This is a genomic window from Streptomyces sp. GL_148, from assembly GCF_057834205.1.
The window spans coordinates 4,833,030-4,857,870 of record NZ_CM174396.1 but is presented as its reverse complement, the minus strand read 5'-3'; the positions used below and the strand labels follow the sequence as shown (position 1 = coordinate 4,857,870).

General features: G+C 73.5%; 18 protein-coding genes. 2 read left to right on the top strand and 16 right to left on the bottom strand.

Annotated features, from left to right (window positions below; translation table 11 throughout):
* Window positions 1–80 precede the first annotated feature (80 nt).
* The 9 genes from AC3IYI_RS22450 to bldG all read right to left on the bottom strand — a co-directional run bounded on the left by AC3IYI_RS22450 (window position 81) and on the right by bldG (window position 15,525).
* Window positions 81–1,292 (bottom strand): DNA polymerase III subunit delta', encoded by a 1,212-nt coding sequence (locus tag AC3IYI_RS22450; protein ID WP_489405463.1) that lies wholly within the window; start codon window positions 1,290–1,292, stop codon window positions 81–83.
* Between the two features lie 159 nt (window positions 1,293–1,451).
* On the bottom strand, window positions 1,452–4,676 hold the full coding sequence (gene tmk, locus AC3IYI_RS22445; RefSeq protein WP_489405462.1) for a dTMP kinase: 3,225 nt from the start codon (window positions 4,674–4,676) through the stop codon (window positions 1,452–1,454).
* A 333-nt stretch (window positions 4,677–5,009) separates the two neighbouring features.
* Window positions 5,010–7,829, bottom strand: coding sequence for a type I DNA topoisomerase (gene topA, locus AC3IYI_RS22440; protein ID WP_489405461.1), 2,820 nt, complete (start codon window positions 7,827–7,829; stop codon window positions 5,010–5,012).
* 481 nt (window positions 7,830–8,310) lie between these two features.
* Window positions 8,311–8,508: a hypothetical protein gene (locus AC3IYI_RS22435; protein WP_489405460.1), complete on the bottom strand. Its 198-nt coding sequence runs from the start codon at window positions 8,506–8,508 to the stop codon at window positions 8,311–8,313.
* Window positions 8,509–8,720: 212 nt separating this feature from the next.
* The gene (locus AC3IYI_RS22430; RefSeq protein ID WP_489405459.1) at window positions 8,721–10,292 is read right to left on the bottom strand and encodes a DUF7059 domain-containing protein; all 1,572 of its coding nucleotides are present in this window, start codon (window positions 10,290–10,292) and stop codon (window positions 8,721–8,723) included.
* Window positions 10,293–10,648: 356 nt separating this feature from the next.
* Window positions 10,649–11,215: a small secreted protein gene (locus tag AC3IYI_RS22425; RefSeq protein ID WP_489405458.1), complete on the bottom strand. Its 567-nt coding sequence runs from the start codon at window positions 11,213–11,215 to the stop codon at window positions 10,649–10,651.
* A gap of 188 nt (window positions 11,216–11,403) precedes the next feature.
* Window positions 11,404–13,821: a sodium-translocating pyrophosphatase gene (locus AC3IYI_RS22420; protein WP_489405457.1), complete on the bottom strand. Its 2,418-nt coding sequence runs from the start codon at window positions 13,819–13,821 to the stop codon at window positions 11,404–11,406.
* An 820-nt stretch (window positions 13,822–14,641) separates the two neighbouring features.
* Window positions 14,642–15,082 carry an ATP-binding protein gene (locus tag AC3IYI_RS22415; protein WP_489405456.1) on the bottom strand — a complete coding sequence of 147 codons (441 nt, stop codon included), beginning with the start codon at window positions 15,080–15,082 and terminating at the stop codon, window positions 14,642–14,644.
* A gap of 101 nt (window positions 15,083–15,183) precedes the next feature.
* Entirely contained in the window at window positions 15,184–15,525 is a 342-nt protein-coding gene (gene bldG, locus AC3IYI_RS22410) for an anti-sigma factor antagonist BldG (protein WP_243339893.1), read from the bottom strand.
* Between the two features lie 81 nt (window positions 15,526–15,606).
* Here bldG and AC3IYI_RS22405 point away from each other — a divergent pair, with 81 nt between their 5' ends.
* Window positions 15,607–18,078 (top strand): DEAD/DEAH box helicase, encoded by a 2,472-nt coding sequence (locus AC3IYI_RS22405; RefSeq protein WP_489405455.1) that lies wholly within the window; start codon window positions 15,607–15,609, stop codon window positions 18,076–18,078.
* Window positions 18,079–18,281: 203 nt separating this feature from the next.
* On the opposite strand, the gene AC3IYI_RS22400 is transcribed toward AC3IYI_RS22405, so the two are convergent.
* From AC3IYI_RS22400 to ssd, 7 genes are all read right to left on the bottom strand, one after another.
* Entirely contained in the window at window positions 18,282–18,644 is a 363-nt protein-coding gene (locus AC3IYI_RS22400) for an Rv3654c family TadE-like protein (RefSeq protein ID WP_489405454.1), read from the bottom strand.
* Complete coding sequence (locus AC3IYI_RS22395) at window positions 18,641–18,994, bottom strand: TadE family type IV pilus minor pilin (RefSeq protein WP_243330488.1); 354 nt, start codon at window positions 18,992–18,994, stop codon at window positions 18,641–18,643. Before AC3IYI_RS22395 ends, AC3IYI_RS22400 begins: the two co-directional genes overlap by 4 nt.
* Entirely contained in the window at window positions 18,981–19,214 is a 234-nt protein-coding gene (locus AC3IYI_RS22390) for a DUF4244 domain-containing protein (RefSeq protein ID WP_489405453.1), read from the bottom strand. Before AC3IYI_RS22390 ends, AC3IYI_RS22395 begins: the two co-directional genes overlap by 14 nt.
* 150 nt (window positions 19,215–19,364) lie before the next feature.
* Window positions 19,365–20,141 (bottom strand): type II secretion system F family protein, encoded by a 777-nt coding sequence (locus AC3IYI_RS22385; protein ID WP_489405452.1) that lies wholly within the window; start codon window positions 20,139–20,141, stop codon window positions 19,365–19,367.
* Window positions 20,141–21,025 carry a type II secretion system F family protein gene (locus AC3IYI_RS22380; protein ID WP_489405451.1) on the bottom strand — a complete coding sequence of 295 codons (885 nt, stop codon included), beginning with the start codon at window positions 21,023–21,025 and terminating at the stop codon, window positions 20,141–20,143. Before AC3IYI_RS22380 ends, AC3IYI_RS22385 begins: the two co-directional genes overlap by 1 nt.
* Entirely contained in the window at window positions 21,022–22,170 is a 1,149-nt protein-coding gene (locus AC3IYI_RS22375; protein ID WP_489405450.1) for a TadA family conjugal transfer-associated ATPase, read from the bottom strand. Before AC3IYI_RS22375 ends, AC3IYI_RS22380 begins: the two co-directional genes overlap by 4 nt.
* Complete coding sequence (gene ssd, locus AC3IYI_RS22370) at window positions 22,167–23,372, bottom strand: septum site-determining protein Ssd (protein WP_489411617.1); 1,206 nt, start codon at window positions 23,370–23,372, stop codon at window positions 22,167–22,169. The genes AC3IYI_RS22375 and ssd overlap by 4 nt, the downstream gene beginning before the upstream one ends.
* A gap of 492 nt (window positions 23,373–23,864) precedes the next feature.
* Here ssd and AC3IYI_RS22365 point away from each other — a divergent pair, with 492 nt between their 5' ends.
* Window positions 23,865–24,734, top strand: coding sequence for an HAD family hydrolase (locus AC3IYI_RS22365; protein WP_489405449.1), 870 nt, complete (start codon window positions 23,865–23,867; stop codon window positions 24,732–24,734).
* Window positions 24,735–24,841: the final 107 nt, after the last annotated feature.

Here is a 24,841-nt window from a genome sequence, read left to right as displayed (position 1 = left end):
CCGGAGTCACAGGCCCAGGTCGCAGCCGAAGTCGCAGCCGAAGTCGCGGCGTGGACCGCGTCGACCGCGTCGACCGCGTGTCAGCCCGCGCGCAGCGACATCGTCATCGCCTCGACCGCGAGCAGCGGGGAGACGTTGCGGTCGAGCGCCTGCCGGCACGCGATGATCGCCTCGATGCGCCGCAGCGTGCGCTCGGGGCCCGACTCCCGGGCGATCCGGTCCAGGTCTTGGCGTATCTCCTCGTTCGCGATGGCCAGCGAGGATCCGAGCTGGAGGGCCAGCACGTCCCGGTAGAAGCCGGTGAGGTCTGTCAGCGCCAGGTCGAGGCTGTCGCGCTGCGTGCGCGTACGCCGGCGCTTCTGCCGGTCCTCCAGCTCCTTCATCACGCCCGCCGTGCCGCGCGGCATCCGCCCGCCCGTACCCGCTCCGGCGCCGAGCGCGGCCCGCAGCTCCTCGGTCTCCTTGGTGTCGACTTCTTCCGCGACCTGCTTGGCGTCCTCGGCGGCGGCGTCGACCAGCTCCTGCGCCGCCTTCAGGCAGTCGCCCACGTCGGTCACGCGCATCGGCAGCCTCAGTACGGTGGCGCGCCGCGAGCGGGCCGCCCCGTCGGTGGCGAGCCGGCGGGCCCGGCCGATGTGCCCCTGGGTCGCGCGGGCGGCGGCCTGCGCGACGTCCGGCTCGATGCCGTCGCGCCGCACGAGCACCTCCGCGACGGCGGACACCGGCGGGGTGCGCAGCGAAAGGTGCCGGCAGCGGGAGCGGATGGTGGGCAGGACGTCCTCCAGCGAGGGGGCACACAGCAGCCACACGGTCCGCGGAGCGGGCTCCTCCACGGCCTTGAGCAGCACGTTGCCCGCGCCCTCCGTCAGCCGGTCGGCGTCTTCCAGGACGATGACCTGCCAGCGTCCGACGGCCGGGGAGAGCTGCGCCCGGCGCACCAGCGCCCGGGTGTCCTTCACGCCGATGGACAGCTGATCGGTACGGACGATCTCCACGTCGGCGTGCGTACCGATCACGGTGGTGTGGCAGCCGTCGCAGAACCCGCAGCCCGGCTCGCCGCCGAGGGCGCGGTCCGGGCTGGTGCACTGGAGCGCGGCCGCGAAGGCGCGGGCGGCGGTGGACCGCCCGGAGCCGGGCGGTCCGGTGAACAGCCAGGCGTGCGTCATCTTGGAGGCGGCCGGCGGCGGGGTCCCCGCCTCGATGGCGGTGACCAGGCCGTCGGCGTCGACCGCGGCGGCGGCCAGCTGCGTCTGGACCCGCTCCTGTCCCACCAGGTCGTCCCATACGGGCATCCCGCCCACCACCTTTCGCCTCGCGTACCGTCCGTGTCGTCTGCTCACCCAGTGTGGCGGCTCCCACTGACAATCCCCGTCAGCCGGGCCCCACGACGGCCCCTGCCGTCACGCCGTCACGCCGCCCCGCCACTGCCACTGCCACTGCCACTGCCACCGTCACCGGCGGCGCGGCCCCCGGCCCTGCTCGTCCTCGTCGTCCCCGCGCGGCCCCAGCAGCTCGTCCGCCAGGGTCGGCAGATCGTCCAGCGGAGTCTCCTCCGCCCAGTCCGAGCGGGGCCGGCGCGGCCGGCCGTCCTCGGCGAGGAGAGGCAGTTCACGGGTCGCGTCGTTGCCCGAGTCGCGGAAGATGCCCGGCGGGACCCGGTCGACCGGGTTCTCCTCGGGGCGCTGGGCCGTCGGCCGCGACGCGGAGTACGAGGCCCTGGGCGCCGTCGGCCGCGCCGCCGCCTCGCCCGGGCCGGTGGGGCGTACGGGCGGCAGGACCGCCGTCTCGTCCGCCGGACCCGTCGCGCGGACGGGCGGCAGCACTGCCGTCTCGTCCGCGGGACCCGCCGCCGGATCGGCCTTCGGGACCGGGACCGTCTGGGTGACGTCGTCCGGCCGCGCGACCCGCTTGACGACCGGAGTCTCGATCGTCACGGCCTCGTCGTGGTGCGGATCCTTGCGCAGATCGGCCCTGGGCGCGGGAGCGGCGGGAGCCGCCGGGGCCGCAGGGGCAGCCGCCGCCACGGACGCCGAAGCAGCCGCGACCGAGGCTGCGGCCGCCGCGGCCGCAGCGGACTTCGCGGCAGCCTCCGCCGCCGAGGCCTCGGCCAGCCGCCGCGCCTCCTCTGCCTTCAGCAGGGCCTCCTCGGCGCGCCGCTGCTTCTCCAGCCGGCGCTCCTCGGCCTCGGCATGCAGCCGGGCCTCTTCCTCCGCCTGCTTGCGCAGCCGCTCGGCCTCCACCGCGCGGGCCTTCTCCTCGGCCTCCAGCCGCAGCCGCTCGGCCTCGGCCCGCTCGCGGGCCTCCTCCTCGGCGCGCAGCCGCTCCTCGTGCTCCTTGCGGGCGGCCTCGGCCTCGGCCGCGAGCCGGGCCTCCTCCGCCTCCCGGGCCTTGCGGGCCTCTTCCTCGGCCAGCAGCCGGGCTTCCTCGGCCTTGCGGGCCGCCTCTTCCTCGGCCTTGCGCTTGGCTTCCTCCAGGGCGAGCCGGCGGGCCTCCGCCTGCGCGGCCACCTCGGCCTCGGACAGTGGGAGCATCCGGTCCAGGCGGTGGCGCACGACGGTGCTGACCGACTCCGGGTCCTGCCCCGCGTCGACCACCAGGTAGCGCCCGGGGTCGGCCGCGGCCAGGGTCAGGAACCCGGACCGCACGCGCTGGTGGAACTCCGCCGGCTCCGATTCGAGCCGGTCCGGCGCCTCCGTGAACCGCTCCCGGGCCGTCTCCGGCGACACGTCGAGCAGCACGGTCAGGTTCGGTACGAGGCCGCTCGTGGCCCAGCGCGAGATACGGGCGATCTCGGTCGGGGACAGGTCCCGGCCGGCGCCCTGGTAGGCCACCGAGGAGTCGATGTAGCGGTCGGTGATGACCACCGCGCCGCGCTCCAGGGCGGGCCGTACGACGGTGTCCACGTGCTCGGCGCGGTCGGCCGCGTACAGCAGGGCCTCGGCGCGGTTCGACAGGCCGGCGGAGGACACGTCGAGCAGGATCGAACGCAGCCGCTTGCCGACCGGGGTGGCCCCGGGCTCGCGCGTGACGACGACCTCGTGGCCCTTCGCCCGTATCCAGTCGGCCATCGCCTCCACCTGGGTGGACTTGCCGGCGCCGTCGCCGCCCTCCAGGGCGATGAAGAACCCGGCGTCGGACGCGGCCTGCACCGGCTCCCCGCCGCGCAGCGCCTCGCGCAGGTCGCGGCGCAGCGGTACGCCGCTGCGGTCGTCGGCCTTGGCCAGGACGATGGCGGCGACCGGCAGCAGCAGGGCGCCGACCAGCATCAGCGTGAAGGCCGCGCCGCCGTGCGCGAAGACGACCTCGCCGGCAACCACCCGGTGCGGTCCGATCAGGGCGGCCAGCAGCGGGGCGGCCACGGCCCCGACGGCCACGGAGACCCGGACGACGGCCTGCAGGTGCTCGGTGACCCGGGCCCTGCGGAACTCCTCGGTCTCCTGGTCGAGCAGCGTGTGCCCGGTGTTCGCGGCGACGCCCGCGGCGCTGCCGGCGAGCAGCGCGAGGAACACCACCGTCGAGGTGTCCGGAACCAGCCCGGTCAGCAGCAGCGCCAGCCCGGTCACCCCGACGGCCAGCGCCAGCAGGCGCCTCCGGGACAGGGCGGGCAGGACCTTGCCGGCCTGGGTGGCGCGGATGCCGAGGGCGGTGCCGCCGAGCAGGGCCAGTACGAACAGCGCGAACGCGGCCGCTCCGCCCCCCAGGTCGGTGGCGTGCAGGACGGCCACGGCGGCGGCGGAGGCGACGGCTCCGGCGACGGCGGCGCAGACGAGGACGAGCAGCGGGATGGCCCCCGTACGCCCCTTCTCCGGCCGGTCTCCCGCCTTGGGGGCGCGCAGGCCCTCCAGCGGTGAGCGCGGACGCGGGGTCTTCGTGCCGGGCAGCACCAGCGGGAGCAGCAGCGATACGGATGCCGCGAAGAGGCCGGAGGCCACGTATGAGCCGAGGGCCGCCTGGTTCTCGGCGAACCAGCCGATGCCCAGGCCGAGGGCCTTGCCGATCAGGGTCGCGGCGAGCAGCGCGGCCGCGGCGACCGGCAGGGCCGCGAAGGCCGTACGCAGGTTCAGCCGGCGCAGTGCGTCGAGGTGGTCGGGCAGCGGCCGTACGGTCGCCCCCTCCGGCGGCGGCGTCGGCAGCAGGCCGGGCGCGGCACTGTCCTTGGCCAGCCCCCACAGCCGCTCGGCGGCGCCGGAGACGAAGACGGTGGCGAGCAGGGCGGTCAGCGCGTGCGGGCCGATCCAGTCGAGCCACAGCGGGGCCACGACGAAGAGGCCGAGCCGCAGCCCGTCGGCGCCGATCATCGTCCAGCGGCGGTCCAGCGTGCCGCCGGGGGCGGTGAGCTTGGCCAGGGGTCCCAGGAGGACCGCGCCGAAGAGGACGGTGGACACCACGCGGACGCCGAAAACGGCGGCGACGGCGAGGGCCCAGCCGGTGTAGCCACCGCCGAAGGACTCCTGCTCCACGGCCGTCTGGAAGACCAGCAGCACCAGGACCAGCAGGGCGAGGGCGTCACCGATGCCGCTCACCAACTGCGCGCTCCACAGCCGGCGCAGCCCGGGGGTGCGCAGCAGGGCGCGCACCGCCCGCTCGCGGGAGTCCGCGGCGAGGGCTTCGTCGTAGGTGGGGGCGGTGTCGGTGGTGGTGGCGGTCACGACCGTTGGCTGCTCGGCTCGCGTCATCCGCCCAGCCTATCCGCTGCGCTGGGCGGGTGCGGAGGGCTGTGGACAAGGTCCGGTGTGACCCCCGACCCACCGTCCCGGCCCACCGTCCCGACCCACCGTCCGGGAGCGCGCCCGGGGGCGCATCCGGGGGCCGGTGCCGCTGCGCGGGGCTGTCCCCTACCCGCCCTTCCACCGTTCCCCGGGCTGCGCCCGGAGCGCTGGCCCCGGGCTTCGCCCGAGCCTGCGGGGCTCCGCCCCGGACCCCGGTCCTCAAACGCCGGACGGCTGAACGACAGGGCCCGTGCGCATCGCACGGGCCCTGTCGGTGACTACTCGGTGGCTACTCGGTGACTACTCGTCCGCCGCGGCGGCCGCCGTCTTCTTCGCGGCCGTCTTCTTCGCCGTGGTCGCCTTCTTGGCGGTCGTCGTCTTCTTGGCCGCCGTCGTCTTCTTGGCGGCAGCGGTCTTCGTCGCCGTCGCCTTCTTCGCCGGGGCCTTCTTCGCGGGAGCCTTCTTGGCCGTCTTCTTCACCGGGCCCTTGGCGCGCTTCTCCGCAAGCAGCTCGTAGCCCCGCTCCGGCGTGATCGTCTCGACGTCGTCGTCCCGCCGCAGCGTCGCGTTCGTCTCGCCGTCCGTCACGTACGGACCGAACCGGCCGTCCTTGACGACCACCGGCTTCTCGCTCACCGGGTCGGTCCCCAGCTCCTTCAGCGGCGGCTTCGCGGCCGCGCGCCCCCGCTGCTTCGGCTGCGCGTAGATCGCGAGCGCCTGCTCCAGGGTGATGGCGAACAGCTGGTCCTCGGTCTCCAGCGACCGCGAGTCCGTGCCCTTCTTCAAGTACGGGCCGTAGCGGCCGTTCTGTGCGGTGATCTCCGCGCCCTCCGCGTCCACGCCCACGACCCGGGGAAGGGACATCAGACGCAGGGCGTCCTCGAGCGTGACCGTGTCCAGGCTCATCGACTGGAACAGCGAGGCCGTCCGCGGCTTCACCGCGTTCTTGCCCGTCTTCGGCGTGCCCTCGGGCAGGATCTCCGTCACGTACGGCCCGTAGCGACCGTCCTTCGCGACGATTTCGTTCCCGCTGATCGGGTCCTTGCCCAGCTCGAACTCGCCGCTCGGCTTCGCGAAGAGCTCCTCCGCGTACTCGACGGTCAGCTCGTCGGGGGCCAGCTCCTCGGGGACGTCCGCCCGCTGGTGGCCCTCGGCGTCCTTCTCACCGCGCTCCACGTACGGCCCGTAGCGGCCGACGCGCAGCACGATGCCCTCGCCGACGGGGAAGGAGGAGATCTCCCGGGCGTCGATCGCGCCCAGGTCGGTGACCAGCTCCTTCAGACCGCCGAGCGCGTCACCGCCGGCCGGCACGACCTCGGTCGCGTCCTCCGCGCCGAAGTAGAACCGCTTCAGCCACGGCACGGACTGGGCCTCGCCCCGCGCGATGCGGTCGAGGTCGTCCTCCATCTTGGCGGTGAAGTCGTAGTCGACGAGCCGCCCGAAGTGCGTCTCCAGCAGGTTGACCACGGCGAACGACAGGAAGGACGGCACGAGCGCCGTGCCCTTCTTGAAGACGTACCCGCGGTCCAGGATCGTGCCGATGATCGACGCGTACGTCGACGGGCGGCCGATCTCGCGCTCTTCCAGCTCCTTGACCAGCGAGGCCTCGGTGTAGCGGGCCGGCGGCTTGGTCGAGTGGCCGTCGACCGTGATCTCCTCGGCCGACAGCGCGTCGCCCTCGGCGACCTGCGGGAGGCGCTTCTCACGGTCGTCGAGCTCGGCGTTCGGGTCGTCCGCGCCCTCGACGTAGGCCTTCATGAAGCCGTGGAAGGTGATCGTCTTTCCGGACGCCGAGAATTCCGCGTCACGGCCGTCGGCCGACCGGCCGCCGATCTTCACGGTCACCGAGTTGCCGACCGCGTCCTTCATCTGGGAGGCGACGGTGCGCTTCCAGATGAGCTCGTACAGGCGGAACTGGTCGCCGGTCAGACCGGTCTCGGCCGGCGTGCGGAAACGATCACCCGAAGGACGGATCGCCTCGTGCGCCTCCTGCGCGTTCTTGACCTTGCCCGCGTAGACGCGCGGCTTCTCCGGCAGGTACTCGGCGCCGTAGAGCTGCGTGACCTGCGCCCGCGCCGCCGACACCGCGGTGTCGGAGAGCGTCGTGGAGTCGGTACGCATGTAGGTGATGAAGCCGTTCTCGTACAGCTTCTGCGCCACCTGCATCGTCGCCTTCGCACCGAAGCCGAGCTTGCGCGAGGCCTCCTGCTGGAGCGTCGTCGTACGGAACGGGGCGTACGGGGAGCGGCGGTACGGCTTGGACTCGACCGACCGCACGGCGAAGGAGGTCTCGGCCAGCGCGGCGGCGAGCGCCCGCGCGTTCGCCTCGTCGAGGTGCAGCACCTCGCTCTTGAGCTTCCCGGTCGAGCCGAAGTCGCGGCCCTGCGCGACGCGCTTTCCGTCCACCGTGTTCAGGCGGGCGACCAGCGTGGACGGGTCGGAGGCGTCACCGGTGCGGCCGGTGGCGAAGGTGCCGGTCAGGTCCCAGTACTCGGCCGAGCGGAAGGCGATGCGCTCGCGCTCCTTCTCGACCACCATGCGGGTGGCCACCGACTGGACGCGGCCCGCCGACAGCTTCGGCATGACCTTCTTCCACAGGACCGGCGAGACCTCGTAGCCGTAGAGGCGGTCGAGGATGCGGCGGGTCTCCTGGGCGTCGACCATGCGCTGGTTGAGCTCGCGCGGGTTGGCGACGGCGTCGCGGATCGCGTCCTTGGTGATCTCGTGGAAGACCATCCGGTGGACGGGGACCTTGGGCTTGAGAACTTCCTGCAGGTGCCACGCGATGGCTTCGCCCTCGCGGTCCTCATCGGTGGCGAGGAAGAGTTCGTCGGACTCGGCCAGCAGCTCCTTGAGCTTCCTGACCTGGGCCTTCTTATCGGCGTTGACGACGTAGATCGGCGCGAAGTCGTGCTCGACGTCCACACCGAGACGGCGGACCTCACCGGTGTACTTGTCGGGAACCTCGGCCGCGCCGCTGGGGAGGTCGCGGATGTGCCCGACGCTCGCCTCGACGACGTATCCGGGGCCGAGGTAGCCCTTGATCGTCTTCGCCTTGGCTGGGGACTCGACGATGACGAGTCGGCGGCCGCCCTTTGCGGTCTCGCTAGTCGGGGACAACTTGGCTCTTCTCTCCGGTCGGCACTCGGTCGCAGTACGGCGACGCTGCGGAGTTTGACGGTACAACCCGCCCCCGTGTCAAACGACAGAAGCCCGCAACGGCCACTCGAACGGTAACCCGACAAGTGCCATTTCTGCCGCCCGGATGCCGCGGCGGGCCCCGCGCACTCACCGGGCAGAGTGGCCGAAGGGCCGTCTGGCCCCGCCCCCGGACCCCACTTCACGTCGGTGTTCTTCGATGTGTACGGTCCTGCGCGCAATCCGGACGAGGGGACGAAACCCGGCGCGCCGCCGGAGCCTGGGCGACATCCGGCCGATCGGCCGGGGCACGAACCGGGACCCACGCCCCCGGCCGGACCGAAGCGGCCGCCACCGCCGCGGGCGGCACCGCCGGAGCGACACCCCGGGACATCACCGTCGGGTGTTCACCGCCGGGACATCACCGTCGGGTGATCACCGCCGGGTCATCACCCGCCCGGCGTCACATCCGGCCGAGGCACCAGACCCCGAGGGCCAGCGACGCCCCACCGGCGAGCAGTGCCACCGGCACGGCCACGAGGGGGCGCACACCCTCGGCCACCGGCGCGCCGCGCAGGGCACGCGCCCCCGTCCAAGCCAGCAGAGCGGCCCCGAACAGCAGGAACACGGCCACCGCGAAGATCGCCGGACCGTGCTCCATGCCGTTCCCCTCATCCCCCGGGCCGCTCCCGGGATCCCCCCGGATCCCGCTGAGCGGAGGATTTCAGCCGAGGGGAGACGGCAGGCGAACCTGGGGTTACATCCCGGATCCGACTGCCCGAGGCCGCCGGGCTCCGAGGCCCGCCGGAGCTCCAGGGCTCAGGGCCCCAGGCTCCGGGCCCCGGGCACGCCGGCTCACGGCAGCCGCCGGCCCTACTCCCCCGCGGCTCCCGTTCCGGCTTCCGCTCCCGCCTGCGCCCCGGTCAACGGCTCCAGGAACCCCTGCTCCACCAGCATCCGGATCGCCTCGGGAGTCCGGTCCCGCAGGACCACCGGGTCCTCCTCCACCAACTGGGCGATGGCGTCCAGAATCCGCCCCGCGCTCAGTGATCCGTCACACACCCCGGCGAAGCCGGCCCCGACCGTGTCGACCTTGGTCGCGCGCCGCATGCCACGGTTCTGCCGGAGCACGACGTGTTCCGGATCCTCCGCTCCGGGCGCCCCGACCTGCTCCTGCACGACCTCCTCGGTCAGCCGGAAGTAGCCCGCGAGCAGGGCCGCGTCATCGTGGTCGCGCAAGTAGTCCTGGCGCGCGAAGTGGTCGAGGACGGCCTCCCCGAGCGGCTGTTCCACCGAGTGCGGCCACTCCTCGACCACGATCGACGGCTCGGCCGCGTCACTGCGCCGCAGCGTGATCCAGCCGAAGCCGACCGCCTTGGTCTTGCGGGCTTCGAACTCGTCCAGCCAGTCCTCGTACCGCTGTTCGTACTCGGCGGGGTCGGTGCGGTGGTCGCCCGCGTCACGCAGCCACAACTCCGCGTACTGCGTCACGTCCTGCACGTCACGCTGCACGATCCAGGCATCGCAGCCGCGCGGCACCCAGGCCCGTACCCGGTCGTGCCAGTCCTCGCCGTCCACGTGCTGCCAGTTGCCCAGGAACTGCGCGAATCCGCCCGGGTTGAGCCGCGCTCCGGCCTCCTGGACCAGGGTCCGGCACAGGTCGTCGCCGCCCATCCCGCCGTCCCGGTACGTCAGCCGGGCTGCCGGGGAGATCACGAAAGGCGGATTCGAGACGATCAGGTCGTACGTGGCCCCGCCGACCGGCTCGAACAGCGACCCGGCGAGCAGTTCCGCCTCGGGTGCCCCCGACAGTGCCAGCGTCAACCGGGTGAATTCCAGGGCCCGCGGGTTGACATCGGTCGCGGTGACCCGGGTCGCGTGCTGGGCGGCGTGCAGCGCCTGGATCCCGGATCCGGTGCCGACGTCGAGGGCCGAGCCGACCGGCGTGCGGATGGTGATCCCGGCCAGCGTCGTGGAGGCGCCGCCGACCCCGAGGACCACGCCCTCCTCGCGGCTGCCGATGCCGCCGGCCCCGCCGACGGCGCAGCCGAGGTCGGAGACGATGAACCAGTCCTCGCCGTCCGGACCGCCGTACGGGCGTACGTCCACGGTGGCGTGCACCTCATCGCCCTCGCGCCGCAGCCAGCCGTCGGCCAGCACCGCGTCGACGGGCAGGGCGGCCGCGGCGTGCACGTACGGCACCGGCTGCCGCAGCAGGAACAGCCGGGTCAGGCTCGCGAGCGGCCCGTCGCCGCGGCTCCGCGTGGCACGCAGGGCGGGGACCGTCTCGCTTCGGGCCAGCGCTGCGTACGCCGGGGCACCGAGCAGGTCGAGCAGCCCGTCGGCGGTGAAGCCCGCGGCGAGCAACGCGGCGCGCAGCTCGGCCGCGCGGGCCGACGAGGGGAGGCGGGCGGGCAGACCGGGGGGAAGGCTGGTGGTACTCACCCGCCCATTGTGGCTGCTGCCGCCCCCGTTGCCCGCGCCACACGGCCTTCGGCGTGGGCGCCCGTCGCCCCCGCGAGCCCCCGCCGGGGGCGTCGGCCCGGGACGGGCCCCGCCCGGGCGCAGCTCCGTACGGCCGGTGCTGTTCGCGGATCTGCCCCCGGACCTGCCCGCGGCCTGCCTCCCGACGTCCGCCCCTAGGTCCGCCCCTAGGTCCGCCCCGACGTCCGCTCAGACGTGCGCCCGGACATGCACCCAAAGCGCCCGGACATGCGCCGAGGCGGCCGGGACCCCGAAGGATCCCGGCCGCCCCGGTGGGTGCGGCGCCGCCGGCAGGGCGGCTGCCCGCGCGGCAAGCCCTAGGACTGCGCCGGCGACGGAGTCGTCACCTGGCAGCCCTTCTGACTGTTCATCGCCTTGTCCAGCCCGCCCGCCTTGAGCTGGTCGAGGGCTTCCTTGCCGCCCTTGGTCGCTTCCTCCAGGCCGCCCGCCACCTCCTTGAGGCCCTCGGCGAACTTGCCCTGGTCCTTGGCGTCGAGGGCGTCCATCTTCGCCTTCAGGGCGGTGTAGCCCGCCGACGTCGACTCGAAGCCCATGACCGCGGCGGCCTGGGTCTTCTCCCCGTCCTTGACGGGCGGAACTCCCGCGCTCGTGAGGGCCGTACCCATCGCCTTGTACGACTCGGACATGGTCCCGAAGGCCGCCGAGTCGGTCGCCTGGACCTCCTCGGGCTTACTGCTCTCGGTCGCCACCCGCTTGATGTCGACGTTCGCCTGCTCGATCTTCTTGAGCTCGGGCTGCCAGCTGTCGCAGACCTTCTTGGCCCAGGCGTCGGTCTTCTTGTCGCCGTCGTCCCCGCCGCAGCCGGACAGGACGAGCATCAGCACCGCAGCGCCCGATACCGCGGCCGCAAGCTTCTTGTTCACCGGATTGGTCCCTTCGAAGGCTCTCGGCCCGGAAGATACACGCCCACCATCCGGTAAACGCAAAGGCGGACGGACGGCGCGTCAGTCCGCGCCCCCCGTCCGCCATTCGGGCGTACGGCCCGACTCGGCCCGAGTCGAGTCGAGTCGGGCCGAGCCGGGCGGGCCGGTTCAGGCCCGCGACGGCCGTCTCAGGAGGAAACAGCCGCCGCCGGGTCGGCCTGCTGGCCCACCCGCTCGGCGGTCGAGCCCTCCCCCGTCCCCTCGTCGCCCACGGCGATGCCGCGGCGCTTGGAGATGTACACCGCACCGACGATGACGCCGATCGCGAGGACCGCGACGATCGCCCGCACGGTCGGGCTGGCGTCCGCCCCGTAGCTGAACTGCACGATCGCGGGGGCGATCAGCAGCGCCACCAGGTTCATGACCTTGAGCAGCGGGTTGATGGCGGGACCGGCGGTGTCCTTGAACGGGTCGCCGACGGTGTCGCCGATGACGACGGCCTCGTGGGCCGCGCTGCCCTTGCCGCCGTGGTGCCCGTCCTCGACGAGCTTCTTCGCGTTGTCCCACGCACCACCGGAGTTGGCGAGGAAGACCGCCATCAGGGTGCCCGTGCCGATCGCGCCGGCGAGGAAGGACCCGAGGGCTCCGACGCCGAGCGTGAACCCGACGGCGATCGGGGTGAGGACGGCGAGCAGCCCGGGCGTGGCGAGTTCGCGCAGCGCGTCCTTGGTGCAGATGTCCACGACGCGCCCGTACTCGGGCTTCTCGGTGTAGTCCATGATCCCGGGGTGCTCCCGGAACTGGCGGCGCACCTCGTAGACCACCGCGCCCGCCGAGCGGGACACGGCGTTGATGGCGAGGCCGGAGAACAGGAACACGACGGCCGCGCCCAGGATCAGCCCGACCAGGTTGTTGGGCTGCGCGATGTCCAGGCTGAGGTTCATTTCCCCTTCGGCCTTGACGCCGACTTCCCTGACCGCGTTCGCGATGGCGTCGTTGTACGAGCCGAAGAGCGCGGCCGCGGCGAGCACGGCCGTGGCGATGGCGATGCCCTTGGTGATGGCCTTGGTGGTGTTGCCCACCGCGTCCAGGTCGGTCAGCACCTGCGCGCCGGCGCCCTCGACGTCCCCGGACATCTCCGCGATGCCCTGGGCGTTGTCGGAGACCGGGCCGAAGGTGTCCATGGCGACGATGACCCCGACGGTGGTGAGCAGGCCGGTGCCGGCCAGCGCCACCGCGAAGAGCGCCAGCATGATGGAGGTGCCGCCGAGCAGGAACGCCCCGTACACGCCGAGGCCGATGAGCAGCGCCGTGTAGACGGCGGACTCCAGGCCGACCGAGATGCCGGCGAGCACGACCGTGGCGGCGCCCGTCAGGGAGGACTTGCCGATGTCCCGGACGGGACGGCGGTTGGTCTCGGTGAAGTAGCCGGTGAGCTGCTGGATCAGGGCCGCGAGCACGATGCCGATGGCGACGGCGACCAGCGCCAGGATCCGCGGGTCGCCGGCGTGACCGGAGATCGCGGCGTCGTCGACGCCGACGAGCTCCTTGTAGGTGCCCGGCAGGTACGCGTAGACGGCGATCGCGACGAGGACCAGCGAGATGGCGGCGGAGATGAAGAAGCCGCGGTTGATGGCGGTCATTCCGCTGCGGTCGGTACGCCGCGGGGAGACCGCGAAGATGCCGATCATCGCGGTGACGACCCCGATGGCGGGGACGATCAGCGGGAAGGCCAGGCCCAGGTCGCCGAAGGCGGCCTTGCCGAGGATGAGTGCCGCCACGAGGGTGACGGCGTACGACTCGAAGAGGTCGGCGGCCATTCCCGCGCAGTCTCCGACGTTGTCGCCCACGTTGTCGGCGATGGTCGCGGCATTGCGCGGGTCGTCCTCCGGAATGCCCTGCTCGACCTTGCCGACCAGGTCGGCGCCGACGTCGGCGGCCTTGGTGAAGATGCCGCCTCCGACACGCATGAACATCGCGATGAGCGCGGCTCCGAGGCCGAAGCCCTCCAGGACCTTGGGCGCGTCGGCGGCGTAGACGAGCACGACGCAGGACGCGCCGAGCAGGCCGAGGCCGACGGTGAACATGCCCACCACGCCGCCGGTGCGGAACGCGATCCGCATGGCTTTGTGGGAGACCTCGGTCAGGTCCTTGGCGGGCTCGCCCTCGGCGGGGGTGGCCTCGCGCGCGGCGGCGGCGACGCGGACGTTGGCACGCACCGCGAGGCGCATGCCGATGTATCCGGTGGCGGCCGAGAAGATGGCGCCGACGAGGAAGAAGGCGGAACGTCCCGCCCGCTGCGTCCAGTCGTCGGCGGGGAGCAGGAACAGCAGGAAGAACACGACGACGGCGAAGACGCCGAGCGTGCGGAGCTGCCGGCCGAGGTAGGCGTTGGCGCCTTCCTGGACGGCGGCGGCGATCTCCTTCATGGAGTCGGTTCCCTCGTCGGCGGCGAGGACCTGGCGGACCAGGATCTGCGCGACGACGAGCGCGGCGACGGCCACGGCCGCAATGACGATCACGATGAGCCGATTGTCATCCGTGAGTACTGCGGATGCCAGGTCAGTGGTGCGACCGGGCGCGATAGGGGTGAAGAGCCCCGTCATTCGTCCTCCTTGACGTGATGAGCTCAAGATGTGGACGGATTGTAGGGAGCGCGACCCGATCAAAACAGTACGCAGGAAACGGAATTGGCCCGCACTTGCTCCTCACCAATAGATCTGGTCACTCCATTACCCCCGAAAGTGGTAACGGGGCAAAAGCATTGACGCTTGATCACGGATCCGGAAAACCGCCGGAGAACGATCACGGAATGGATCTACGGGCATGCGAAAGGCCCTGCTCGGCAGGGCCTTGAATAAGATCAGAAGATACGTCGGCACGCGCGGCGGAACATCATCGGCGCCCACGCATCCGGTGCTTCCGACGCCTTACCGGCACCCGCCCGGTCCCCCGTCGCCGGACGGCCGACTCCGAGAACCGACCGCGACGAAGGCCGGCCGGGGCAAGAAACCGGCAGGGAACCACGAAACCCCCCGGCCGGGACGAGAACCCGCCGGGCACCAAGAGAACCCGCCAAACGGCACGAAGACCACCCGGAGCGCCGCAGGAGCCATCGGGCGGCACGGGAGGGGACGGGCAGCGCGGGAGGGGACGGGCAGCGCGGGAGGGGACGGGCGGCGCGGGAGCCGGACGGAGACGCGAGAGCCGCACAGAGGCGCGGGAGCCACACGGAGGCGCGAGAGCCGTCCGCCGGGCAGCACGAAGCCCCGGAGCGCGACGCAGGCCCCCCGGGCAGCACGAAAAGACGCCAGGCGCCACGAGGGCCATCCGGCGGGCACCAAGCGGTGCGGCGGCCGAGCCGTGGCCGAGTTGAAGCCGAGGCGTCGCCGAGCCGAGGTCGAGCCGAAGCCCAGCCGTGGCCGGCTACGGCAGTTCGGAGGTCCCCGAGACGGGCCAGCTCATCCGGATGGTCCCGCCGGTCTCCCCGCTGATGACGTCGACGTCGTCGACCAGGCCGCTGATCACGGCAAGGCCCATCTCGTCCTCGCCGTCGATGTCGGGGTCCAGGACGGCCTCGATTCCGGGCACGGCAGCAGACGGGCCGCCGGCCGGTCCGGGTACTTCGTCGCTGACCTCGATGGAGAACACCTTCTCCTCCTCGGTCAGCACCACCCGGACGGGCGCGGTCAGCCCGTTGGTGCGATGCAGTCCGACGGCACGCGAACAGGCCTCGCCCACGGCGAGGCGGACCTCGTCGAGGACGGCTTCCTCCACACCGGCCCGCCGCGCCACTGCGGCCGCGACCAGGCGGGCCGTCCGGACGTGTTCGGGCTGGGCGCTGAAGCGCAGTTCAACGGTGGCCATGCGCGTCCCCCTCGGACTACGGGCGTGCCTTACAGGGGCCCGGACCGCTTGTGGCCCGGTACCCCCCGCTCCATCTTCGGCCGTTTCGCCGCCGAGCGCCGTCAGTCCGTGGCGTTGACGGCGTCTTCCACCGAGTTGTGGATCGGAAACACCTTGGTCAGACCGGTGATTCGGAAGATCTTCAGGATGCGCTCCTGGTTGCACACCAGACGCAGCGAGCCCTCGTGCGCGCGGACGCGCTTGAGGCCTCCCACGAGCACACCAAGTCCGGTGGAGTCGAGGAAGTCCACTCGCTCCATGTCGACAACCAGGTGGTAGCTGCCGTCGTTCACCAACTCGACCAACTGCTCGCGCAGCTTGGGCGCGGTATACACATCAATCTCGCCACCGACCTCCACGACCGTACGGTCGCCGACAGTGCGAGTCGACAGGGACAGGTCCACGGATCCTCCAGCACCTTGCTATCGAGCGGCGCCCCCCAGGGGCCTCCCCACCCGAAGGTAGGCGAGGGATTGGCTGCCGCGATGGCATTCAATCACTTACCGGCAGGCGTGCACGACGCCTTCGGACCATTGTCCCGCACGCCGGTGACACACTCGGTTCCAATGGCCAACACTCACCGTCCCGGTCCGCCCACGGCACCCGAGGACGTCAGACCCACCCCCGGCACGGTCCTGGACCGGCTGTCACGGGGGCCTTCCCGGGCTGCGCGCATCACCCATACGGAGCACTTGCCCCCTCGGGAGGGTCGTCATGCGGTCTGGCCCGATCGCATCCGAACTGATGTCGTAGCCGCGATTGAGGCCGCCGGGATCGACCATCCGTGGGAACACCAGGCCGCGGTCGCCGAGCACGCCCTCGACGGGGAGTCCGTGATCGTCGCCACGGGCACCGCCTCGGGCAAGTCGCTGGCCTACCTCGCGCCCGTGCTCTCGGCCCTCGCCGACGGGGCCGAGGCACCCAACGGCCGGGGCGCGACCGCCCTGTACCTGGCCCCGACCAAGGCCCTGGCCGCCGACCAGCGCCGCGCCGTACGGGAACTGGCCGGCCCCCTCGGCAACGCCGTCCGACCCGCGGTCTACGACGGGGACACCCCCTTCGAGGAGCGCGAGTGGGTGCGCCAGTACGCCAACTACGTCCTCACCAACCCCGACATGCTGCACCGCGGGATCCTCCCGGCCCACCCGCGCTGGTCCTCCTTCCTGCGGGCCCTGCGCTACGTGGTCATCGACGAGTGCCACACCTACCGGGGCGTCTTCGGCTCCCACGTCGCCCAGGTCCTGCGGCGGCTGCGCCGGCTGTGCGCCCGCTACGGCTCCGAGCCCGTGTTCCTGCTGGCCTCCGCCACCGCGAGCGACCCGGCGACCTCGGCGTCCCGGCTGACCGGCCTGCCGGTGGTGGAGGTCTCCGACGACGCCTCCCCGCGCGGCGAGGTCGTCTTCGCCCTGTGGGAGCCGCCCCTGACCGACCTCAAGGGCGAGCGGGGCGCACCCGTACGGCGTACGGCCACGGCCGAGACCGTCGATCTCCTCACCGATCTGGTCGTCCAGGGCGTCCGTACGGTCGCCTTCGTCCGCTCCCGGCGCGGCGCCGAGCTGATCGCGGTGATCGCCCAGGAGCGGCTCGCCGCCGTGGACCGCTCGCTGCCCCGGCGGGTCGCGGCCTACCGCGGCGGCTACCTGCCCGAGGAGCGCCGGGCCCTGGAGCGGGCCCTGCACTCCGGGGACCTGCTCGGCCTGGCCGCGACGACCGCCCTGGAGCTGGGCGTGGACGTCTCCGGCCTCGACGCCGTCCTGATCACCGGATACCCCGGCACCCGCGCCTCCCTGTGGCAGCAGGCCGGCCGGGCCGGGCGCTCGGGCCAGGGCGCGCTGGCCGTCCTGATCGCCCGCGACGACCCGCTGGACACCTACCTGGTCCACCACCCCGAGGCCCTCTTCCGGCAGCCGGTGGAGGCCACGGTCCTGGACCCCGACAACCCGTACGTCCTGGCCCCGCACCTGTGCGCGGCCGCGGCCGAGCTACCGCTCACGGAGCCCGACCTCGACCTCTTCGGCCCGGCGGCACGCGACCTCCTCCCCCAGCTCGAAGCGGCGAAGCTGCTGCGCCGCCGGGCCACGGCCTGGCACTGGACCCGCCGGGAACGGGCCTCGGACCTCACCGACATCCGGGGCGGCGGCGGACGCCCGGTCCAGATCGTCGAAGCCGCCACGGGCCGGCTGCTGGGCACGGTCGACGAGGAGGCCTCCCACACCGCCGTCCACGACGGGGCGGTCCACCTCCACCAGGGCCGCACGTACCTCGTGAAGCACCTGGACCTGGAGGACTCCGTGGCGCTGGTCGAAGAGGCCGACCCGCCGTTCTCCACCACGGCCCGCGATACGACCGCCATCTCGGTCCTGGAGACAGAGACGGAGATCGCCTGGGGCCGGGGCAGGCTCTGCTTCGGCTCCGTGGAGGTCACCAACCAGGTCGTCTCCTACCTGCGCCGCAAACTGATCACCGGCGAGGTGCTCGGCGAGGCCAAACTGGACCTGCCGCCCCGCACCCTGCGCACCCGGGCCGTGTGGTGGACGGTCACCGAGGACCAGCTCGACGAGGCCCGGATCAACCCGGAGATCCTCGGCGGCGCCCTGCACGCCGCCGAGCACGCCTCCATCGGCCTGCTCCCGCTCTTCGCCACCTGCGACCGCTGGGACATCGGCGGGGTCTCCGTCCCGCTGCATCCCGACACCCTCCTCCCGACGGTCTTCGTCTACGACGGCCACCCGGGCGGAGCGGGCTTCGCCGAGCGGGCCTTCCACACGGCCCGCGCCTGGCTGACGGCGACCCGCGACGCGATCGCCGCCTGCGAGTGCGAGGCCGGCTGCCCGTCCTGCATCCAGTCCCCCAAATGCGGCAACGGCAACGACCCCCTGCACAAGCGCGGCGCCATCCGCCTCCTCAGCCACCTCCTCTCGGAATCCCCGACTCCCACGCCACAAACGACCCCCTGAGCCCCTCCGAACCACCCGGCCCGGCCCGGGGCCGCCGGGCGGCAACTCAAGCCTCACGGGCCCGTCGGCGATTGGCTTGATATCGCCCCTGACACCCCCCGAACCACGTCAGCCACCCCGGCACCCCCGCCCCTGCCGGGCCGGGCACCCGCGCCCGGACCGGGCCACGGATTCGGGGTACCCGGCCTTGTGGAGGCGGCCCCTCAGCGAGGCTCCCCGGGCAACGGCGGGCCCGCGCGGGACCTCAGCTCCGGTCCGAAGGGGCCCGTCGGGGCGCGGGCGGTGACCTCCGCGACCTCGCCCGTCACCACGCACTCGGTGACCCGCGCGCCCTGCGCCACCGCCACCCGTACCGCCGTGGCGCAGGCGGCCTCCGGGCCGTGGGCCCAGCTCGCGGCCGCCGCGAGGGCGGCCAGGTCGGCGGCGGCCGCGGCACGGTGCCGGGAAACCACCGCCTGCCCGAGCAGGAGCACCCCGCCGAACACCGCCACCAGCACGGTCACCACCACGGCCGCCCACACGGTGGCCGACCCCCGGTCCCGCGCGCCCGCACACGTCCCGGTCACGGCGGCGGCCCCACGGTGTCCTCGGCCAGGGCGGCGGCCAGGGCGGTGAGGCGGACCGGCATCGCGGCCGGGCCCGGGGCGGGAGCCGAGACGCGGACCCGCCACAGGTCACCCGTCCGCGAGAGCTCCACCCGCGCCCCGGGCGGGGCGGCGGCCACGGCTGCCGCAACCGCCGCGCCCGGCGGCTCCGACCGGGCCGCCGCCCGGGCACCGGCCCGAGCGGCGTCCACACACCGGATCTGCGCGGCTGCCGCCATCAGCGCCCACACCAGCAACGCCGCGAACAGCACCAGCGCCGGAATCACCAGGGCCGCCTCCGCCGTCACATATCCGCGGTCAGAACGGCGCATCGAGTGCCTTCCCGATGGTCGACTGGAGTGCCGTCGAGACCAGTTCACTCGTCACCACCTTGTACAGAACGGCCGCGAACGCACACGCCGCGATCGTGCCCATGGCGTATTCGGATGTGGACATCCCCGCGTCGCCCCCACGGCCCTTCAGTCCCGCCGGCCTCGTCAGGCCCGCCAGTGCCGCGATAGCAGCCCGCACGCGAATCCAGATGATCGACATGACAACCTCCCGTTGATTCAGCTTTTTGACGTGATCTCAGATCTCAGATGGCGGATGGTCATTTTTCGGGCGGCCAATTCGGCCCGCCCTTCAGGCGGATCTTCAGGCGGATCTTCAGATGACCCCTCAAGTAGTCCTTCAGATGGCCCTTCAGGTGCCGGAGAGGAGGCCGGAGGCCATTCCGATCACCACCGGTGCCACTCCCAGCGCGAGGAAGGCGGGAAGGAAACACAGGCCCACCGGCGCGGTGACGAGGACCGCCGCCCGCTGCGCCCGGGCTCCCGCCCGGCGAGCCCGGTCCGCCCTGAGCGTCGACGCGAGCCGGGACACCGGTTCCGCGGCGGGCGCCCCCGTGCGCGCGGAGCGCTCCAGACATTCGGCCAGGGCGCGTGCTCCCGGTATCTCCGCCAACCTCCCCCACGCGGAGCCCGGTTCGCCGCCGAGTCGCAGCTCCGCCCCGGCCATCGCCAGCCGGTCGCCCACCGGCCCTCCCAGCGACTCCCCCACCGCCTCGGCGGCGTCCACCGGACCGGCTCCGGCCGCCAGACACGCGGCCAACAGGTCCGCGGCGAACGGAAGCTGGCGCTCCGCCTCCCCGAGGTCCACCCCCGCGGCCGGCCGTCGCCGCGCGAGCCACCTGCGGACCGCGAAGCCCGCCGCGCAGCCGGCCGCCGCGCCCGCCGGCCCGCCGACCAGCAGCCAGGCCGCCGCCAGCGCTCCGGCCGGCCCGGCCCAGGGCATCACCGCCGCCCGAAGCCGGGGCCCGGCCGGCGGCCGCCTGCGCGCCGCCCCCACCGCGAGCAGCCGGGTGAGCCGGCGCCGGGCCGCCCGCTCCCGGATGCGCGCCGCCACCGCCGACGCCGCCCACAGCGCCCCCGCCGCGAGGCACAGGGCCATCCCCAGCCTGTGGATCGCGAAGCCGTCCATCACCGCTCCCCCACCCGTACGATCCGCCGGCACCACAGCAGCCCCAGCGCCTCCAGCACCGAGCCCACCAGCAGGCAGCCCCACCCCACCGGCGTGTGCAGGAGCACCCGCAGCGGGTCGGCCCCCAGCCCGGTGCCGATCAGCAGACCGACCCCCGGGAGCAGGGCGAGCACCGCCGTCGTCGATCTCGCTCCCGTGAGCTGGGCGCGCAGGGATTCCTCGCGGTCCCGCTCGGCCCGCAGGGCTCCTTCCAGCCGGTCCAGTCCGGCGGCCAGCCCGGCTCCGCCGTCCACCGAGACCCGCCAGCAGGCCGCCATCGCCGCCAGCCCCTCCGCGCCGGGCTCCCGTGCCGCCTGCCGCAGTGCTGCGGCCACGTCCCCGCCGAAGGCCGCGGCCGCCAGGACCCCGGCTTCCGCGGGCCCCGGCCCGCCGGGGCCCGACACCGTCCGGCGCATCGCCTCGGTCAGCGCCCGGCCGGGCTGCGCACCGGCGCGCAGCTCGCCCACCACCGCCCCGCACAGGGCCACCACTTCGGCGGCCCGCGCCGTCCGGGACCGTGCCCGCTCCCGGGCCCGCAGCCACCGGCGCACCAGCGGCAACGCCGCCGACCCGGCCAGCAGCGGGATCACCGACCCGCCCAACAGTGCGAGCGCCAGCCCGGCCGCGAGGCAGGCCCACTCCCGGCTGCGCGCTGCCCGGACCCGCACTCCGGCCACCAGCCGCTCCCAGGGCGCGGGCCCTGCCGGTACCGGCGGCCCCGCCCCGGCCAGTACCGCCCTGGCCCGCCGGGGCACCCGGTCGGCCCCGGCCAGCGCCCAGGCGGCCGCTCCGGCGCACAGCGCTCCGGCGAACACCGGGAGCGCCGCCACCGCCGCGGCGCTCACCGGGCACCCGCGAGCAGCGGGCGCAGCCGCTCCCAGCCCCGGTCCCGTACGAACCCCCGGGCGCCCCAGCGCAGCGCCGGCACGGTGACCACGAGCCCGGCCGGGTCCCGCTCCAGGACGTGCACCTCGGCGACCCGGCGCCGGCCGGCCCGGTCCCGTACGAGGTGGACCACCAGGGTCAGGGCCGCCGCCAGCTGGCTGTGCAGGGCGGCCCGGTCGAGCCCGGCGGCCGTCCCGAGGGCCTCCAGCCGGGCCGGCACATGAGCGGCGGCATTCGCGTGGACCGTGCCACAGCCGCCTTCGTGACCCGTGTTGAGAGCTGCCAGCAGGTCCGCGACCTCGGCGCCCCGGACCTCGCCGACGACGAGCCGGTCCGGCCTCATCCGCAGGGCCTGGCGGACCAGGTCGGCGAGGGTGACCTGGCCGGCGCCCTCCTGGTTGGCCGGCCGGGTCTCCAGCCGCACCACGTGCGGATGGTCGGGCCGCAGCTCGGCCGAGTCCTCGGCGAGCACGATCCGCTCCCCGGGGCCGACCAGCCCGAGCAGGGCGCTGAGCAGGGTGGTCTTGCCGGTGCCGGTCCCTCCCGAGACCAGGAAGGACAGGCGGGCCGTCACCATGTCCCCCAGCAGCCGCTGTCCGCCGGGCGGCAGCGTCCCCGCCGCGACCAGCTCCTCCAGCGTGAAGGCGCGCGGCCGCACCACCCGCAGGGACAGGCACGCCGAGCCCACGGCCACCGGAGGCAGTACGGCGTGCAACCGGGTGCCGTCGGGCATCCGGGCGTCCACCCAGGGCCGGGCGTCGTCGAGCCGGCGTCCGGCGACGGCGGCGAGCCGCTGGGCGAGCCTGCGCACGGCGGCGGCGTCGGCGAAGGTCACCCCGGTCAGCTCCAGCCCGCCGCCGCGGTCCACCCACACCCGGTCGGGAGCCGCCACCAGGACGTCGGTGACCTCGGGGTCGGCGAGGAGCGCCTCCAGCGGGCCCGCGCCGACCAGTTCGGACCTCAGTTCCGCGGCGACGCCGAGCACTTCCGTGTCGCCCAGCAGCCGGCCCTGGGCGCGCAGGGCCGCCGCCACCCGCGCCGGGGTGGGCTCCGCCCCGCTCTCGGCGAGCCGCTGGCGCACCGCGTCGAGGAGCACGGCGCTCATGCCGACACCCCCTGGGCGGAGCCGAGCGCACGCTGCCAGAAGCCGTCGCAGAAGCGGGCGAGGGCTCCCCGGCCGTGTGCTCCCGGGGGCTCGCCCTCGGCCACCCGGCCAGGGAGCCCCACCTCGACCGGCACTTCGCCGGCCAGCGGCACCCCCAGCAGTCCGGCGACGGCCTCCGCGTCGAGTCCGCCGGGCGCCGGGCCCCGTACGACCACGCGGACGTCGCGGGCCACCATGCGGACTCCGGCGGACACCCGGCCGGCGGCGGCCACCGCCCGCAACTCGCCCCGCACCACCATCAGCACCAGGTCCAGCTGCGCGAGCACCTCGGCCACGGCTTCGTCGACCCGGCGCGGCAGGTCGACCACGACGACCCCGCCCCGGCGCCGCGCGGCGGCCACCACCGAGCGCATCGCCGCGGGCGGCACCACCACCCGGTCTCCGCGGTCCCAGCTGAGCACCCGCAGGGCATGCAGCTCGGGCAGGGATTCGGCCAGGGCTCCGGCGCCGACCCGGCCGCGCGAGGCGGCGAAATCGGGCCAGCGCAGTCCTTCGGCGGCTTCGCCTCCCAGGAGGACGTCCATCCCGCCGCCGAGGGGGTCGCCGTCGATGAGGATGGTCCGCTCGCCTGCCCGGGCGGCCCGCAGGGCCAGGGCGCAGGCGAGGGTGGAGGCTCCGGCTCCGCCGCTGCCCCCGATCACCCCGACCGTGAGGGCGGGCCGCCCGGCTCCCTCCACCACATCGGCGATCCGGTCGACGAGCCGGTTCTCGGCGTCGGGGAGGGTCAGCACTTCCTCGGCGCCGATCTCCACCGCTCGCTGCCATACGTGGGGGTCGTCAAGATCCCGGCCGACGAGGAAGACCCCGTCCCGTCGGGGTGCGCCGCGCACCCGCCGGGCGGCATCGTCGCCGACCAGCACGAGCGGCGCCGATTCCCAGCCGACCCCCGCGACACCTGCGACGCCCGAGGCACCCGACGCGCCCCCGCCGCTCCCGCCGCTCCCGTCGCTCCCGTCGCCACCCTCACGACCGGCTCCGCTTTGCTCGGGCACCGCGTGGTGCACATGCGGCTCGGCCCCCGCAGCGGCGCACAGCCGCAGCAGGTCGTCGAGCAGCAGGGGGTCCTCGGTGATGATCAGCGGCCGTCCACCGGCGGCCACAGCCCCGCCGGCCCCGGGATTCGGCCCGTCCCCGCCCGCCACCGCGAGATCCCGGACTTCACACGACTTCGATCCAGCCACGATCTCCGCCTCCTTCTCACCGCAAATCCAGCGCCGCGGACTTCGCGGCCGGAATCACCGTGACGGGATCGGGGAAAAGAAGTGGATCTTGCTCTAAAACCGTGGACAGCCGCCCCATTGTGAATAACTCACTCACCCCAACAGGTGAGTTCCGGAGCGCGCCGGAACGACTACGCACCGTGACGAGTTCGTGGAGGTGAGGGCCTTCGACACGCGGGCCCCTCGAAGACGAGGAGGACCGAGGAATGATCACTTGGGGTCGAAAGCAGGGACGCGAACCGCGTCCGGACATGCGACGACCCCCGCCGGGGGGGAGAGCGGGGGTCGTCCCCACGGTCCGACTCGGGGGGGGGAGGAGCCAGACCGGGTTAGCACGGTCGCGAACGATCCGTGACTTCCATGGTCTACCCGAGAGGCTTCTCAGGCAAACCCACGCGCCGCACTTTACGCCGAATGGTGGGCGCATATGCTCGGGTCGTGGAAAATCAGCCCTTGCCGCACTCCTTGCCTCGCACCGCAGCCTTCTTCGACCTGGACAAGACGGTCATTGCGAAGTCGAGCACTCTGACGTTCAGCAAGTCCTTCTACCAGGGCGGCCTGATCAACAGAAGGGCCGTGCTGCGCACCGCCTACACGCAGTTCATCTTTCTGGCCGGCGGCGCCGACCACGATCAGATGGAACGGATGCGGGAGTACCTGTCCGCCCTCTGCAAGGGGTGGAACGTGCAGCAGGTCCGGGAGATCGTCGCCGAGACCCTGCACGACCTCATCGATCCGCTGATCTACGACGAGGCCGCCTCCCTCATCGAGGCCCACCACACCGCCGGCCGCGACGTGGTGATCGTGTCCACCTCCGGAGCCGAGGTCGTCGAGCCCATCGGCGAGATGCTCGGCGCCGACCGGGTCGTCGCCACGCGGATGGTCGTGGGCGAGGACGGCTGCTTCACCGGCGAGATCGAGTACTACGCCTACGGCCCCACCAAGGCAGAGGCCGTACGGGAACTCGCGGAGTCCGAGGGGTACGACCTCTCGCGCTGCTACGCGTACAGCGACTCCGCCACCGACATCCCGATGCTGGAGGCGGTCGGACACCCGCACGCGGTCAACCCCGACCGGGCACTGCGGCGGGAGGCGGTGGCGCGCGAGTGGCCGGTGCTGGTGTTCAACCGGCCGGTACGGCTGAAGCAGCGGCTGCCGGGACTGTCGATGCCCGCACGGCCGGCACTGGTCGCCGCCGCCGCGGTGGGCGCGGCCGCGGCCACCGCCGGACTGGTCTGGTACGCGAGCCGACGGCGTGCCCAGGCTGCCGCAGCATCCCGCTGACCTGCGCGAACACCGGGTGTCCGATACATCCGGAATCGCACCGGAAAGCAAAGAAATGCGGCCAGGGGTTTCGCTCCGCACCGAAGCGGAGTACAAAGGAATCACGG